The following is a 13,634-nucleotide window of genomic DNA, read 5'->3' as shown; positions in this document are numbered from 1 at the left end:
TGGCGACCCGGGTCTGAGCTTCTTCAAGGCAATCGAATGAATACAGAAAATACTACTCAGCCCGTTATTGAGGCAAGGCAGCTGGATCTTACATTTCAGACGAATGATGGGCCTATTCATGCGCTGAAAGATGTGAACTTGTCGATTGGCAAGGGGGAGTTCGTTAGTTTTATCGGCCCCTCGGGCTGCGGCAAGACGACGTTCCTGCGCTGTATCGCAGCGCTGGAAACACCGACCGGCGGGACCCTGACCGTGAATGGCATGACGCCTGACGAAGCACGGCGAAAGCGCGCTTATGGGTATGTGTTTCAGGCGGCCGGGCTCTACCCGTGGCGGACCATTGCAAAGAACATCAAGCTGCCGCTTGAGATCATGGGCTATTCCTCCGCCGAGCAGGAGGAACGCGTTAGAAAGGTTCTGGAACTTGTTGATCTTGATGGATTTGGCGGTAAGTTCCCCTGGCAGCTCTCGGGCGGGATGCAACAGCGGGCCAGTATTGCGCGGGCCTTGGCATTTGATGCGGATATTCTGCTGATGGACGAACCGTTCGGTGCGCTGGATGAGATTGTGCGCGACCATCTGAACGAACAGCTTCTGGCATTATGGGCGCGCACCGAGAAGACCATCGGTTTCGTAACACATTCGATCCCCGAAGCGGTGTATCTCAGCACCAAGATCGTGGTAATGAGCCCTCGGCCTGGCCGGATCACGGATGTGATCGATAGCCCTCTGCCGAAAGAGCGGCCTCTGGATATCCGTGACACGCCCGAGTTTATCGAAGTCGCCCACCGCGTGCGAGAAGGATTGCGAGCGGGTCATGGGGATGATGTGTGATGGCGGATAAAGGCATCAGACGGGCATCCCGCGAAGATGTGGGGGATTGCGCGCGCATCATCGCGACCTGGGCCGCGCAGACCGATTGGATACCCGAGGAATTGCCAGAAGAAAAGCTGGCGGATCTGATCCTTGAGGCGTTTCCGAACAGGGACATCTGGATCGCAGGTGATCCGATTGATTGCTATATGTCTGTCGATCCGGTCGAACATAAGGTTGGTGCGCTGTATTGTTTGCGCACTGGACAGGGCATCGGCAAGCAATTGCTGGATAAGGCGAAGGAGGGGCGCGACCATCTTTGGCTGACCACACATGTGCCAAATGTCGACGCGCAACGGTTTTATCGGCGCGAGGGCTTTGTTGAGACGGGAAGAGAGCCTCCGGTGCCACCTGACACGGTGCCTGTCATTCGGATGGAGTGGCACGCATGAAGCAGATCATTGCAGTCCTCACCGTGATCGCCGCCATTGTCGTTGTCTGGTACGCGGCCTGTATTCCTATGAATATCAAAGGGGTTCTGACCGAACAGGAGCGCGCGGGTGCTGAAGTCCAACCACCTTCAGCCAAGGATCGCCGTGACATGGGTGAGATCGGTCTGGCCTTGAACAACGCGTTTGCAATCCCAGCCACATGGGAGCAGGACCGCCCGCGGCTGCCTGCACCGCATCAAGTTGGGATTGAGTTGTGGGAAACCACGATTGAGAAAAAAATCACCTCGAAACGCTCTCTGATTTATCATGGCTGGGTCACGCTGAGCGCCACGATGCTGGGTTTTGCTATCGGAACCGGGTTGGGCATCCTGCTGGCGGTCGGGATCGTGCACAGTCGGGTGATGGATCTGTCGGTGATGCCCTGGGCGATCGTTAGCCAGACCATTCCTATCATTGCGCTGGCTCCGATGATCATCGTTGTTCTGTATTCTGTTGGGGTTCAGGGGATCATTCCTAAGGCGATCATTTCGGCGTATCTGAGTTTCTTCCCCGTCGTCGTAGGCATGGTAAAAGGGCTGCGCAGCCCGGATGCTATGCAGTTGGATTTGCTGCGAACCTACAATGCCAGCCGTTCGCAGGGGTTTTGGAAACTGCGGCTGCCGGCCTCGATGCCCTATCTGTTTACATCGCTGAAAATTGGCGTCGCTGCTTCGCTGGTCGGGGCCATTGTTGGAGAACTGCCGACCGGGGCTGTTGCCGGGTTGGGTGCACGGCTGCTGGCCGGTAGCTACTATGGCCAGACGGTACAGATCTGGTCGGCGCTGTTTGCTGCGGCCATTCTCGCCGCCTGTCTCGTCGGGTTGCTGGGGCTGATCGAGCGGACCGTCCTGAAACGAATGGGGATGGCACAATGATACCTATTGTTGGTGCAATCGCTGTCTGGTTATTGGGTTGGTGGTTGAACAGCCGTCTGGCCAGCGGACCCTATTCTGACACACGGATGGTGCGGTTTCTTGCGCCCCTGATCTTCGGTCTGACCGTGATTGGCATCTGGGAACTGGTGGTGCGTGGACTAGAAGTGCCCTTGGTCATTCTGCCCGCGCCATCAGTCATCTGGGACCGTTTCTGGGATAGTTTGCCAACACTTTGGGCTGACTTTGTTCAAACGATCATCAAGGGAGCACTCAGCGGCTACATCATCGGCTGCGGTTCGGCCTTTCTCATGGCAATTGCCGTGGATAGATGGGATTTCCTGCGCCTCGGGCTTCTTCCCGTCGGCAACTTTGTTGCAGCGCTGCCTATCGTGGGCACCGCACCCATTTTAGTGATGTGGTTCGGGTTCGACTGGCATTCCAAGGCGGCGGTCGTCGTAGTGATGGTGTTCTTCCCGATGCTGGTGAACACGGTGGCAGGGCTGCGCGAAGCCACAACGATGCAGCGCGATCTGATGGAGACCTATGCCGCCACCTATTGGCAGAGCTTCCTGAAACTTCGCCTTCCCGCCGCGATGCCGTTTATTTTCAACGGGCTAAAGATTTCTACCACTCTGGCGCTGATCGGCGCTATCGTGGCTGAGTTCTTTGGCTCCCCCACATTGGGCATGGGCTTTCGGATATCGACCAGCGTCGGGCAATTGTCGCTGGACATGGTGTGGGCCGAGATTGTGGTGGCCGCGCTGGCGGGGACTGCCTTCTATGGCGTAGTGGCGATGATCGAAAAGGCGGTGACCTTCTGGCATCCGTCGCAGCGAGGATAAAGGAATAACTCAACAGACCCCATAAACGGGGCAAACATAAGCAACTAGGAGATATGAAGATGAAGAAGCTACTCAGTGGGGCGGTTGCGGCCTTTAGCCTGGCAGCCAGTGCGACACTTGCTGCGGATGAGGTGACACTGCAATTGAAGTGGGTCACGCAAGCGCAGTTTGCGGGCTATTATGTGGCAAAAGATAAAGGGTTCTACGAAGAAGAGGGGCTGGACGTCACCATTCTGCCCGGCGGTCCTGATATTGCGCCTACACAGGTGATCGCAGGTGGCGGAGCAGACGTTACGGTGGAATGGATGCCGGCTGCACTTGCTGCGCGCGAAAAGGGTCTGCCTCTGGTGAACATCGCGCAGCCTTTCAAGAGCTCGGGCATGATGCTGACCTGCTGGAAAGATGCGGGGATTGCCTCGCCTGAAGATCTCAAAAATCGCACGCTGGGAGTCTGGTTCTTCGGCAACGAATTCCCGTTCATGAGCTGGATGAGTCAGCTGGGAATCGGTACCGATGGCAAAAGCGACAGCGGTGTCGAAGTGCTGAAACAAGGCTTTAACGTCGACCCGCTGCTGCAGCGTCAGGCCGATTGCATCAGCACCATGACCTACAATGAGTATTGGCAGGTCATTGATGCCGGTGTCACGCCTGAAGAACTGGTAACCTTCAAATACGAAGATCAGGGCGTCGCCACGCTTGAGGATGGTCTATATGTGCTTGAAGAAAATTTGAGCGATGCGGCCTTCACCGACAAGATGGAACGGTTTGTCCGTGCCTCGATGAAGGGTTGGAAATACGCCGAAGAGAACCCGGATGAAGCCGCCGAGATCGTTCTCGAAAACGATGCAACCGGTGCCCAGACAGAAGAGCATCAAAAGCGCATGATGGGCGAGATTGCCAAGCTGACCGCAGGGTCGAACGGGGCGCTGGATCCAGCCGATTTCGACCGCACGGTTGATACCCTGCTGGCGGGCGGATCTGATCCGGTTATCACCAAAAAGCCTGAAGGGGCATGGACACATCAGATCACCGACGCTGCGCTGAACTGAACCAGCTACAGCAAAAGACGTGCCAATCAAACGCGGCCCCGTCAGGGCCGCGTTCTTAGTTTTGAATGTCGAATTTGTGCCTGTACTTGCTGGCCAGAACCTTTAGTATTTCCCTGTAATTCATAGCATTTTGTCACAGCATACGGCATGACTGGTAGAATATGCAGGGATTTGCATCAGAATTCACTCAGGCGCTCTCGCTGATCCTCGAAGGGGATGCAGAGCTGTGGGCAATTGTGTTGTTGTCGCTGCGTGTTTCGATCTTTGCTGTTCTGATTTCGGCGGTCATCGGGATGCCTATTGGGGCAGCTTTGGCCGTCGCGCGGTTTCCGGGACGGCGGGCGCTGATTATCCTTGTGAACGCTCTGATGGGGTTCCCACCAGTCGTCGTCGGTTTGCTGGTCTACCTGATGTTGTCCCGATCCGGTCCTCTGGGGGTGCTGGAACTTCTCTACACCCCCACCGCAATGATCATAGCGCAGGTGGTGCTGGTGACGCCGATCATGGCCGCACTTACCCGGCAGGTGGTCGAGATGCTGGCCGAGGAGTATTCTGAACAACTCCGCTCGCTCGGCGTATCGCGGTTGGCTTCGATCCCGGTGCTGTTGTGGGACGCGCGTCTGGCTCTGGTCACCGCATTACTGGCCGGGTTTGGCCGGGCAATCGCCGAGGTAGGCGCAGTGATCATCGTCGGCGGCAATATCAATCACGTGACGCGCGTGATGACGACCACGATTGCGCTTGAGACTTCGAAGGGGAACTTGGCGCTGGCGCTGGCCTTGGGTGTGATCCTGATCGGTTTGGCCGTGGCGGTAAACGCGATGGTCAGCGCGTTGACCCTGCGGGCCGAGCGGGAAGGGCTGCGCCATGCGTGATGTCGTGACCGAGGCGCCGGGTATGTTAGAGGTCCAAGGGTTGCACATTGCACGCGAAGGCAAGGTGCTGCTCGATGTCCCGCATTTGTGCCTGGATGGCCCGGGTCCGACCATGATCTTGGGTCCAAACGGCGCTGGCAAAAGTCTGTTGCTGCGTTGTCTGCATGGTCTGATTCAACCCGACAGCGGGCGTGTCTGTCAGGACGGTGTTGTGTTGAATGCAGCCCACAAAGCGCGGCAGGCGATGGTGTTTCAAAGCCCCGTGCTGCTGCGCCGCTCGGTCGCGGCCAATCTGGACTTTGTGCTAAAGCGGAAATCGATGCCCCGTGCCTTGCGCAGGCATCGTATCGAAGCTTTGCTGGCCGAAGGAGGACTGGATGGTAAAGCACGTCAATCCGCGCGTTCGCTGTCTGGTGGCGAGGCGCAAAGGTTGGCGATCCTGCGCGCGTTGGCCTTAGACCCCAAGACCTTGTTCCTGGACGAACCCACCAGCGCATTGGATCCAAGTGCTATGCAGATGATCGAACGGATGGTCTTGCGCGCCTCGGCCCGGGGTGTGCGCATCGTGATGGTGACGCATGACATCGGGCAGGCGCGGCGCCTGGCATCTGACATCGTGATGATGCAGGCAGGGCGTGTGGTGGAACACGGAAGGGCGCAGCAGGTTCTGGAAGCCCCCAAAAGCAACGAGTCGCGCCGGTATCTGGCTGGCGGTCTGGTAACCTGATGAACAGAGATGGAGACTTCGAATGATCCCTGATTTCGTTCGGGCATCAATTGTCGCGCTTGGGCTGACCGCAGGCGCAGGTTTGGCCGAAGAACCCTTTATCGTTGTGCAATCAACGACCTCGACGCAGAATTCGGGTCTGCTGGACTATATCCTGCCGGGGTTCGAGGCCGAAACCGGTATCGATGTACGGGTTGTGGCCGTCGGGACCGGTCAGGCGATCCGGAACGCAATCAACGGCGATGGCGATGTTCTTCTGGTTCACTCCAAGCCCGCTGAAGAGCAGTTTGTAGCAGACGGTTGGGGTGTCGAACGGTTCGATGTCATGTACAATGATTTTGTATTGGTTGGCCCAAAATCTGATCCGGCCGGAATTGCCGGGGGCAACGACATTACAACCGCTTTGACAGCTGTGGCCGAAACGAAGGTACCCTTTGCCTCGCGCGGGGATGACAGCGGGACTCACAAAGCCGAGATGCGCTATTGGGAGGCGACAGGCGTTGACCCGACGGCGGCGTCGGGGACTTGGTATCGCGAGACCGGATCGGGGATGGGGGCAACGCTGAACGTGGCCAGCGGCATGGACGCGTATGCTCTGACCGACCGGGCAACCTGGTTATCCTTCGGAAACCGGGGCAATCTGGAGGTCTTGGTCGAGGGCGATCCGCGCCTGTTTAACCAATATGGTGTAATCCTCGTGAACCCTGAAAAGCACTCCGGCGTTCGCGCCGCTGCCGGGCAAAGGTTTATCGACTGGCTTATCGGCCCTGATGGACAGGCGGCGATTGCGTCTTACACGCTGGATGGTGAGCAGTTGTTTTTTCCAAACGCACAGTAAGTTCGACTTGGGTTAGCGCAACCGCGAATAGACGACAGATCAACCACTGGCGCCGTTGTGGTGGATCCGACCCAGATTTGCGAGGTCATAGCCGCCTAGTTCATCAGCGCGTTCGGTAAAACGCTCGGATTTCAAAAACCGGGTCAGCGTCTGCATGGGGGCCTCGAAGAAGGCGCGGCGCCAGATTGCAAGGTCCAGACGCTCGGAATGGGTGGGCATGAAATTCAGCCCATACGGGCGCGCCAGTGCACCAAGGCCAAAACCAACCTCTGCCTTGCCGTCACGCAGGGCGGTGGCCAGCTCTTCTTCGGTGCGGGCGCAAACAGGCAGGGTGTTCAGATCATCACGACCCAGACCGTGGGCGCCGAGCAGTGCATCGAACAGACGCTGGCTGGCGGCGCTGTCTTGCCGCAGAATGATCCGTCTGCCTTTCAGATCCTGAAACCCCGAGATGTCCGAGGTGCCGGGTGCCAGCAACAGGCCGCGCTGCCGGTTGGCAATCTGGTAGAGGATCACAGGTGCTTCGCCCATCGTGTCGCGCAGGGTCTGAGTGTTGAAGCCTTCTGGTTCGTGGATATGCAAAGCCGCCGCCTGTGCGCTGCGCTCCGCAAGACGATTCAGCCCGTCGAAAGACCCATCATAATAAGTCGCAAGCCCAGAGCCGCTTTCCCGCAAAGCCCAGTCCAGCAGGGGATCGTGGCTACCTGCCACGATCGGCGGCAGGGGTGGTTCGACGACATCGGGGCCAGAGCGTGAGGCGTTGAGCCACGCTATGATCTCGGCTTTTGGGAACAACAGCTTGCCCATGGCGCGTACACACGGGATTTCGCCCGAGGATGCCAGATCATAGGCCTTCCGCTCACCAATGCGCAGCAGATCCGCCAATTCGCGGGTGGTCAGGTATTGCGGCATTCAGTCGAGGCGTACAGCCGAACCGGACGTCTTGTCGGCGGCGCTGAAACCGAATTGATCCAGCGTGTAAGGAGCGGCGACAGTGATCACGACCATCGCGGCGACGGCGGTCAGAAAGGCTTTCATGTTCTCCTCCGGCTCAATCCTGCGGTGCGGTGGCGCTGCGCAGGAACGCGACCAGATCTAACCGGTCCTGTGCTTGCGTGATCCGCTGCATTGGCATCTTTGACCCCGGAATGTAGTGGTCCGGGCCTTCGTCGAAAAGAGCATTTATTGTCTCTTCATTCCAAATAATATCAGAGTCTTGCAGCGTATCCGAGTACAAATAATCGGGCAATGTGCCCGCCTTCCGCCCAAAGATGTCGTGCAAGGTAGGGCCCGCACGTCGACCTCCATCCGGCGTCAGGCTGTGACAGATCGAACACTTGCGTGCAAATTGCCGTTCTCCGTTGCCCATCTCGCTTGGGTCTTTCAGAAAGCTGGGTTCGGCAGCGGCCATCTGTTCGCTATCGCCCAGCGCTGAAACGGGCCAGCTGTACATTGCCTCATCAATGCCGCCTGCGTGAAGATTTTGACCATCTGCAGAAAAAGCGAGCGCCCAAACCGGACCGCGCAGGGTGGCACGGAAATCTTGTGCAATGCGCCATTCGAAAGTGTCGATGACCATTATAAAGCCTTCACCATCGCCGACAGCCAACAGCTTGCGATCGGGGCTCAGTGCCATGGCGAGGATCGGGTGCCGATCCAACGTAAAGTCATGTTCTTCTTCGGTGGTGAGGCTCAGGATGCGTGTCACTCCATCGACGGTACCGTAGGCGATCCAGTTGTCTTGTGCGTTCAGGACCAATTCATTGATGCCAAAACCATGCTCGATCAGGCGATTTGTTTCCTGACCGCTGGCGACATCCCAGATACGCAACGCTCCGTCGACACCTGCCGAATAAAGCTGCTTTCCGTCCGGCGTAAAAACAACTGCATTCACCCCGCTGCCGATTGGCCCAAGCAGGGTCGGCTCGGACCCGTCCACCGGCCACAGGCCGATGGTACCATCCCAGCTGGCCGTCGCGATATGAGTTTTCGACGCTGCAATGCCGATAATCTTGCCTTTGTGCTGCCCGACTACATCCCCGCCGGGCCAGCGGCGGAGGGTGAAGTCATCCCCGGCAGAATAGATTGCAGTGCCATTGAAAACGACCGAGTTCACTGCCGCTTCGTGCCCCTCCAGCCATTCCGGTGTCTGTCCGGTCCAGAGACCGACCGAATTGTCGAAACTGGCCGTTGCGATGCGCCCATCCGGTGCCGAAGCGATCCCCATGATCGGCCCGCCATGGCCTTTGAGCGTGAAAAACTCGGACCAGGCGGGCAGGGGGGTCAAAACAAGCGCAAGAGCGAGCCAGCGCATCTATTCTGCAGGTGAGGCCGCTGCCTTGCCGGCCTCTTTTTCTTGCACCTCTTCCAGCCACAGCGAGTGGTGCTCGCGTGCCCATTGTTCTTCGACTTCACCGGTGCCCATGGCGTCAAACGCACCCTCCATGCCCACCGAGCCAAGGTAGATATGGGCGATGATGATGGCGATGAACACGTAGGCGACCATGACATGCCAAACTTGGGCATATTGCATCTCTTCCTGCGGTGACATCTGCACTGGCAGGTTCAGACCCAACGCCTGCGGAATACCTGTCGAATTGGCGATTGAGAAGGTTTTGGCGAACATCGGCAGCTCGAACGGGAATAGCAGCGACAGGCCTGACAGGCTGATAGAGACACCCAGTAGAATGCAAGCCCAGAAGATTATCTTTTGACCCGCATTGAATTTCTTGGCTGGTGGGTGGCTGTCTTTGGTGAACAAGCCCCCTCCGGCGGCCAACCATTTCAGGTCGGTCTTGTTGGGGATGTTATGGGCAATCCAATTTTTGGTGATGATTATCAGTCCCAGCATGAAGGCCCATGCGAGGTTGTTGTGAAGCCACTTGCACCCTTGCGCGATAGTGGCGAACCCTTCTTTGCCAAAGACCGGGATCAAGAAATCGCGGCCATAAAGGGTCAGTAGGCCTGTGATGCCGAGCACAAGGAACGACCCGGCAAAGAGCCAGTGACCGAAACGTTCGAAACTATTGAAACGAAGGACCGTGCGGCCGGTTTTTTCTCCGTCGATGCGGATTTTTCCTCGGATCAGAAAGAAAAGCACAATGATCGCAAGCATTCCGCCAAGAATGTAGGTTCCATATTCACGCAACGGGCCAGTTCGGAAGTTCAACCACCACATGCCGCCGTCTTGAATTAGCACGCTGTCCGCAGGTCCCTGGGATGAAACGGTGACGTCCGCAGATCCGTAACGCAGCGCGCGGTAGACGTCACTGTCAGAGGCAACACCGTGGGTGCCGAACTGTCCCAGCAGGCCTTCAAGATTGCCCTGACCGGTGTTTTCAGACCTGTAGCTGTTGTCGACCTTCTCGCCACGCTGGCGGGCCAGAATGTCCTCAAGCGTGGTCGCGCCGCCGGTTGTAGACCGGTCGGTCGAATCCGCAGGGGCGGCCCCCTCACTGGTTTGAGCGCCCGCAACTTGGGTCAGCGTTAGCGAAAGCAGGAAAGCGATGAATAAGCGCAACATCGGAACCTCAATAAAAATCCAATGCAGGATGACCCACATCTGCGGGTCATCCGTTTTGCTTTGGTAGACGGGGTCAGCCGTCTTTCTGATCGTAGGCCGTGCCCCAACCCCAAGCGCCCGAACCAAATCCGCGCGCGACGACACGCTCACGGTAAATAGCCGAGACCACGTCGCCATCGCCGGCGAGCAGGGCCTTGGTAGAACACATCTCGGCGCAGATGGGCAATTTGCCCTCTGCGATCCGGTTGCGACCGTATTTGGCGAACTCTGCGGTCGAGTGCGTTTCCTCGGGGCCGCCAGCACAGAAGGTACATTTGTCCATCTTGCCGCGCGATCCGAAGTTGCCCGCCTGCGGGTATTGCGGCGCGCCGAAGGGGCACGCATAGAAGCAATAGCCGCAGCCAATGCACAGGTCCTTGGAGTGCAGGACGACCCCTTCTTCGTTCTGATAGAAGCAGTCGACCGGGCACACCGCCATACAGGGCGCATCCGAACAATGCATACAGGCCACCGAGATCGAGCGTTCACCCGGATTGCCGTCATTGATCGTCACCACCCTGCGGCGGTTGATGCCCCACGGCACCTCGTGCTCGTTCTTACACGCGGTTACGCAGGCATTACACTCGATGCAGCGTTCAGCGTCGCAGAGAAACTTTGCTCTAGCCATTATCGTCCTCCTTACGCTGACCAGATTTTGCAGAGAGTCGCTTTGGTCTCTTGCATCTGGGTCACTGAATCATAGCCATAGGTCTGGGCGGTGTTGGTACTTTCACCCAGCACATAGGGGTCTGCACCAGCAGGATACTTGTGCCGCTGGTCTTCGCCCTGGAAATGGCCGCCAAAGTGGAAGGGCATGAAGGCGACACCGGCGCCGACTCTGTTAGTCAGCATCGCCATCACCTTGACCTTGCCGCCCTCAGGACCTTCGACCCAGACCTGTGATCCGTCCCGAATACCAAGGTTGTTGGCATCGCGCGGATTGATCTCGACGAACATGTCCTGCTGGAGCTCAGCCAGCCACGGGTTCGACCGCGTCTCATCGCCGCCACCCTCATACTCGACCAGACGACCAGACGTGAGGATTATCGGGTAATCCTTTGAAAAGTCGTTCTTTTGGATCGACGCATAAAGGGTAGGTAGACGATAGGCCTGACGGTCATCGTAGGTTGGATAGTCCTCCACCAGATCGCGCCGGTTTGTATAGAGCGGCTCGCGGTGCAGTGGGATCGGATCCGGGAAGGTCCATACGACCGCGCGTGCCTTTGCGTTCCCGAAGGGCGCACAGCCATGGGCAATCGCGACCCGTTGGATACCGCCGCTAAGGTCGGTTTTCCAGTTGGTCTCTGGTCCCGCAACGGCGTCGATGGCCGCACGTTCCTCAGCCGTCAGGTCACCGTCCCAGCCAAGGTCCATCAGCATCTGCATCGTGAATTCCGGATAACCATCCTGGATTTCCGACCCAACGCTATAGACCCCTTCGGCCAGCAGGTTGTCACCATCCCGTTCCACGCCGAAACGGGCGCGGAAGGTCAGGCCACCTTCGGCCACCGGTTTGGACATATCATACAGGTTTGGTGTCCCCGTATGACCCATCTCAGCCGTTCCCCAGCAGGGCCAGGGCAGACCGTAATACTCGCCGTCGTTGGGGCCACCAATGGCTTGCAGCGTGGTTCTGTCGAACGTGTGCTGGTTGGCCATATGGCTTTTCAGACGTTCCGGCGACTGACCGGTATAGCCAATTGTCCAAAGGCCGCTGTTGAACTCACGCGTGATGCTTTCAACATTCGGGGTTTCGGGATCTTCCATCTCGATATTGCGGAAGAACCGATCCGCCCAGCCGAACTTGTTGGCGAACTTGGCCATGATGACCTCGTCCGGCAGGCTTTCGAACAGAGGTTCGACCACGCGGTCCCGCCACTGCAGCGATCGGTTCGAGGCCGTGACCGAGCCACGGGTTTCGAACTGCGTACAGGCGGGCAGCAGATAGACGCCATCGGTGCGGTCATGCAGCACGGCCGAGACGGTGGGATACGGGTCGATCACGACCAGCATGTCCAGCTTCTCCATCGCCGTCTTCATTTCCGTCATCCGGGTCTGTGAATTGGGCGCGTGGCCCCACAGCACCATGGCGCGGACATTATTGTCCTGATCCATGTTAGCTGGGTCTTCCAGAACACCGTCGATCCAGCGGGAAACCGGGATGCCGCGCTCATTCTGCAGCGGTTTATCCTTGCCTTCCTTGTCTTTGATCGTGGCGAACTGGCCTGCAAGCCACTCGGGCTCTTCACCCCAGACACGGGCCCAGTGACCCCATGCGCCTTTTGACAAGCCATAGTAGCCGGGCAGGGTATGGGACAGAACACCAAGGTCTGTCGCGCCTTGCACGTTGTCATGGCCGCGGAAGATGTTGGTGCCACCACCCGAGGTGCCCATGTTGCCAAGCGCAAGCTGAAGCACGCAGTAGGCGCGAGTGTTGTTGTTGCCGTTGGTGTGCTGCGTACCACCCATGCACCATACAACGGTACCGGGGCGGTTGTTCACCATGGTCCGTGCGACGCGGCGCAGCTGCGAGCCGGGCGTACCGGTGACGCGCTCAACCTCATCCGGGTTCCACTTGGCAACCTCTTCACGGATTTGGTCCATCCCCCAGACACGGGTGCGGATAAACTCTTTGTCCTCCCAGCCGTTGTCGAAGATATGCCACAGGATACCCCAGATCAGCGCAACGTCTGTGCCGGGGCGGAAGCGGACATATTCATCCGCATGGGCCGCGGTGCGCGTAAAGCGCGGGTCGCAGACGATTAAAGGCGCATTGTTCTGCTCTTTTGCACGCAGGATATGCAGCAGCGAGACGGGGTGCGCCTCGGCCGGGTTACCACCGATGATGAAGATGGCCCGGCTGTTGTGCATGTCGTTGTACGAATTGGTCATGGCGCCGTAGCCCCATGTATTCGCAACACCCGCGACAGTGGTCGAGTGGCAGATACGGGCCTGATGGTCCACGTTGTTCGTGCCCCAATAGGCGGCGAACTTGCGGAACAGATAGGCCTGTTCGTTATTGTGCTTCGCAGACCCCAGCCAGTACACGCTGTCCGGCCCGGATTCTTCGCGGATGCTCATCATGCCATCGCCGATCTCGTTGATCGCCTCTTCCCAGCTGATGCGCTTCCACTCGCCACCTTCCTTTTTCATCGGATATTTCAGGCGGCGCTCGCCATGGGCGTGCTCGCGGACCGAGGCCCCCTTGGCGCAGTGTGCACCCAGATTGAATGGGCTGTCCCAGCCGGGTTCTTGCCCGATCCAGACTCCGTTCTGTACCTCGGCAACGACCGTGCAGCCGACCGAGCAGTGAGTGCATACGGATTTGATATTCTCAACGGCGGTGTTTGCCGCTGTCTGGGCACTGGCGGGCGTCACGGTTCCACCCGTGGCGCTGATCGCGGCAAGGCCGCCGATCGTCAGGCCCGAGCCACGCAAGAATGCGCGGCGATCGACGGTTTTCTCGCCGACCTGGGACAGGATACTTGTCCGCTGGGGGCGTCTCGCAACCCCGTTGGTCTTTTTCCTAAGCATTTCTTTCCTCCCTTGCTGGCCATGTAAC

The 13,634-nt window shown here is 58.2% G+C and carries 14 protein-coding genes; 8 read left to right on the top strand and 6 right to left on the bottom strand.

The features are described from left to right. The first annotated feature begins 36 nt into the window (after positions 1-36). The 8 genes from ACR0DK_RS13015 to ACR0DK_RS12980 all read left to right on the top strand — a co-directional run bounded on the left by ACR0DK_RS13015 (position 37) and on the right by ACR0DK_RS12980 (position 6,510). Positions 37-834, top strand: a complete 798-nt coding sequence (locus tag ACR0DK_RS13015) for an ABC transporter ATP-binding protein (RefSeq protein WP_170421163.1) — start codon at positions 37-39, stop codon at positions 832-834. Next, complete coding sequence (locus tag ACR0DK_RS13010) at positions 834-1,265, top strand: GNAT family N-acetyltransferase (protein WP_170393374.1); 432 nt, start codon at positions 834-836, stop codon at positions 1,263-1,265. Before ACR0DK_RS13015 ends, ACR0DK_RS13010 begins: the two co-directional genes overlap by 1 nt. Beyond that, positions 1,262-2,179: an ABC transporter permease gene (locus ACR0DK_RS13005; protein ID WP_170405143.1), complete on the top strand. Its 918-nt coding sequence runs from the start codon at positions 1,262-1,264 to the stop codon at positions 2,177-2,179. The genes ACR0DK_RS13010 and ACR0DK_RS13005 overlap by 4 nt, the downstream gene beginning before the upstream one ends. Beyond that, positions 2,176-3,021: an ABC transporter permease gene (locus ACR0DK_RS13000; RefSeq protein WP_170393370.1), complete on the top strand. Its 846-nt coding sequence runs from the start codon at positions 2,176-2,178 to the stop codon at positions 3,019-3,021. The genes ACR0DK_RS13005 and ACR0DK_RS13000 overlap by 4 nt, the downstream gene beginning before the upstream one ends. Positions 3,022-3,080: 59 nt before the next feature. After that, positions 3,081-4,070 carry an ABC transporter substrate-binding protein gene (locus tag ACR0DK_RS12995; RefSeq protein WP_170393369.1) on the top strand — a complete coding sequence of 330 codons (990 nt, stop codon included), beginning with the start codon at positions 3,081-3,083 and terminating at the stop codon, positions 4,068-4,070. Positions 4,071-4,231: 161 nt separating this feature from the next. Next, positions 4,232-4,945 (top strand): ABC transporter permease, encoded by a 714-nt coding sequence (locus ACR0DK_RS12990; protein WP_170421167.1) that lies wholly within the window; start codon positions 4,232-4,234, stop codon positions 4,943-4,945. Then, positions 4,938-5,672: an ATP-binding cassette domain-containing protein gene (locus ACR0DK_RS12985; protein ID WP_480590700.1), complete on the top strand. Its 735-nt coding sequence runs from the start codon at positions 4,938-4,940 to the stop codon at positions 5,670-5,672. Before ACR0DK_RS12990 ends, ACR0DK_RS12985 begins: the two co-directional genes overlap by 8 nt. Positions 5,673-5,694: 22 nt before the next feature. Further along, a complete protein-coding gene (locus tag ACR0DK_RS12980) occupies positions 5,695-6,510 on the top strand; it encodes a substrate-binding domain-containing protein (RefSeq protein WP_170731929.1) in 816 nt (271 codons plus the stop codon). A gap of 39 nt (positions 6,511-6,549) precedes the next feature. Here the strand turns inward: ACR0DK_RS12980 and ACR0DK_RS12975 are convergent, their stop codons facing one another. The 6 genes from ACR0DK_RS12975 to ACR0DK_RS12950 all read right to left on the bottom strand — a co-directional run bounded on the left by ACR0DK_RS12975 (position 6,550) and on the right by ACR0DK_RS12950 (position 13,606). Beyond that, complete coding sequence (locus ACR0DK_RS12975) at positions 6,550-7,422, bottom strand: substrate-binding domain-containing protein (RefSeq protein ID WP_480736475.1); 873 nt, start codon at positions 7,420-7,422, stop codon at positions 6,550-6,552. Beyond that, on the bottom strand, positions 7,423-7,548 hold the full coding sequence (locus ACR0DK_RS12970; RefSeq protein WP_255612119.1) for a hypothetical protein: 126 nt from the start codon (positions 7,546-7,548) through the stop codon (positions 7,423-7,425). It abuts the gene before it with no gap. Positions 7,549-7,561: 13 nt separating this feature from the next. Then, positions 7,562-8,824, bottom strand: coding sequence for a c-type cytochrome (locus ACR0DK_RS12965; protein WP_480736473.1), 1,263 nt, complete (start codon positions 8,822-8,824; stop codon positions 7,562-7,564). Then, positions 8,825-10,033 (bottom strand): formate dehydrogenase subunit gamma, encoded by a 1,209-nt coding sequence (locus tag ACR0DK_RS12960; RefSeq protein WP_480736471.1) that lies wholly within the window; start codon positions 10,031-10,033, stop codon positions 8,825-8,827. A 73-nt stretch (positions 10,034-10,106) separates the two neighbouring features. Next, positions 10,107-10,700, bottom strand: a complete 594-nt coding sequence (gene fdh3B, locus ACR0DK_RS12955; protein ID WP_037307340.1) for a formate dehydrogenase FDH3 subunit beta — start codon at positions 10,698-10,700, stop codon at positions 10,107-10,109. 11 nt (positions 10,701-10,711) lie between these two features. After that, positions 10,712-13,606 carry a formate dehydrogenase subunit alpha gene (locus tag ACR0DK_RS12950; protein WP_170393362.1) on the bottom strand — a complete coding sequence of 965 codons (2,895 nt, stop codon included), beginning with the start codon at positions 13,604-13,606 and terminating at the stop codon, positions 10,712-10,714. Positions 13,607-13,634 lie beyond the last annotated feature (28 nt).

It is taken from the genome of Ruegeria sp. CE6 (genome assembly GCF_056537485.1).
This window is presented reverse-complemented; position numbering and strand designations above follow the sequence as displayed.

Excerpts from the sequence above, each read along its gene's own strand:
- ACR0DK_RS12995 (WP_170393369.1), top strand. The coding sequence starts at position 3,081 with ATGAAGAAGCTACTCAGTGGGGCGGTTGCGGCCTTTAGCCTGGCAGCC.
- ACR0DK_RS12950 (WP_170393362.1), bottom strand. The coding sequence starts at position 13,606 with ATGCTTAGGAAAAAGACCAACGGGGTTGCGAGACGCCCCCAGCGGACA.
- ACR0DK_RS12980 (WP_170731929.1), top strand. The coding sequence starts at position 5,695 with ATGATCCCTGATTTCGTTCGGGCATCAATTGTCGCGCTTGGGCTGACC.
- fdh3B (WP_037307340.1), bottom strand. The coding sequence starts at position 10,700 with ATGGCTAGAGCAAAGTTTCTCTGCGACGCTGAACGCTGCATCGAGTGT.
- ACR0DK_RS12960 (WP_480736471.1), bottom strand. The coding sequence starts at position 10,033 with ATGTTGCGCTTATTCATCGCTTTCCTGCTTTCGCTAACGCTGACCCAA.
- ACR0DK_RS13010 (WP_170393374.1), top strand. The coding sequence starts at position 834 with ATGGCGGATAAAGGCATCAGACGGGCATCCCGCGAAGATGTGGGGGAT.
- ACR0DK_RS12985 (WP_480590700.1), top strand. The coding sequence starts at position 4,938 with ATGCGTGATGTCGTGACCGAGGCGCCGGGTATGTTAGAGGTCCAAGGG.
- ACR0DK_RS12965 (WP_480736473.1), bottom strand. The coding sequence starts at position 8,824 with ATGCGCTGGCTCGCTCTTGCGCTTGTTTTGACCCCCCTGCCCGCCTGG.
- ACR0DK_RS13000 (WP_170393370.1), top strand. The coding sequence starts at position 2,176 with ATGATACCTATTGTTGGTGCAATCGCTGTCTGGTTATTGGGTTGGTGG.
- ACR0DK_RS12975 (WP_480736475.1), bottom strand. The coding sequence starts at position 7,422 with ATGCCGCAATACCTGACCACCCGCGAATTGGCGGATCTGCTGCGCATT.
- ACR0DK_RS12970 (WP_255612119.1), bottom strand. The coding sequence starts at position 7,548 with ATGAAAGCCTTTCTGACCGCCGTCGCCGCGATGGTCGTGATCACTGTC.
- ACR0DK_RS12990 (WP_170421167.1), top strand. The coding sequence starts at position 4,232 with ATGCAGGGATTTGCATCAGAATTCACTCAGGCGCTCTCGCTGATCCTC.
- ACR0DK_RS13015 (WP_170421163.1), top strand. The coding sequence starts at position 37 with ATGAATACAGAAAATACTACTCAGCCCGTTATTGAGGCAAGGCAGCTG.
- ACR0DK_RS13005 (WP_170405143.1), top strand. The coding sequence starts at position 1,262 with ATGAAGCAGATCATTGCAGTCCTCACCGTGATCGCCGCCATTGTCGTT.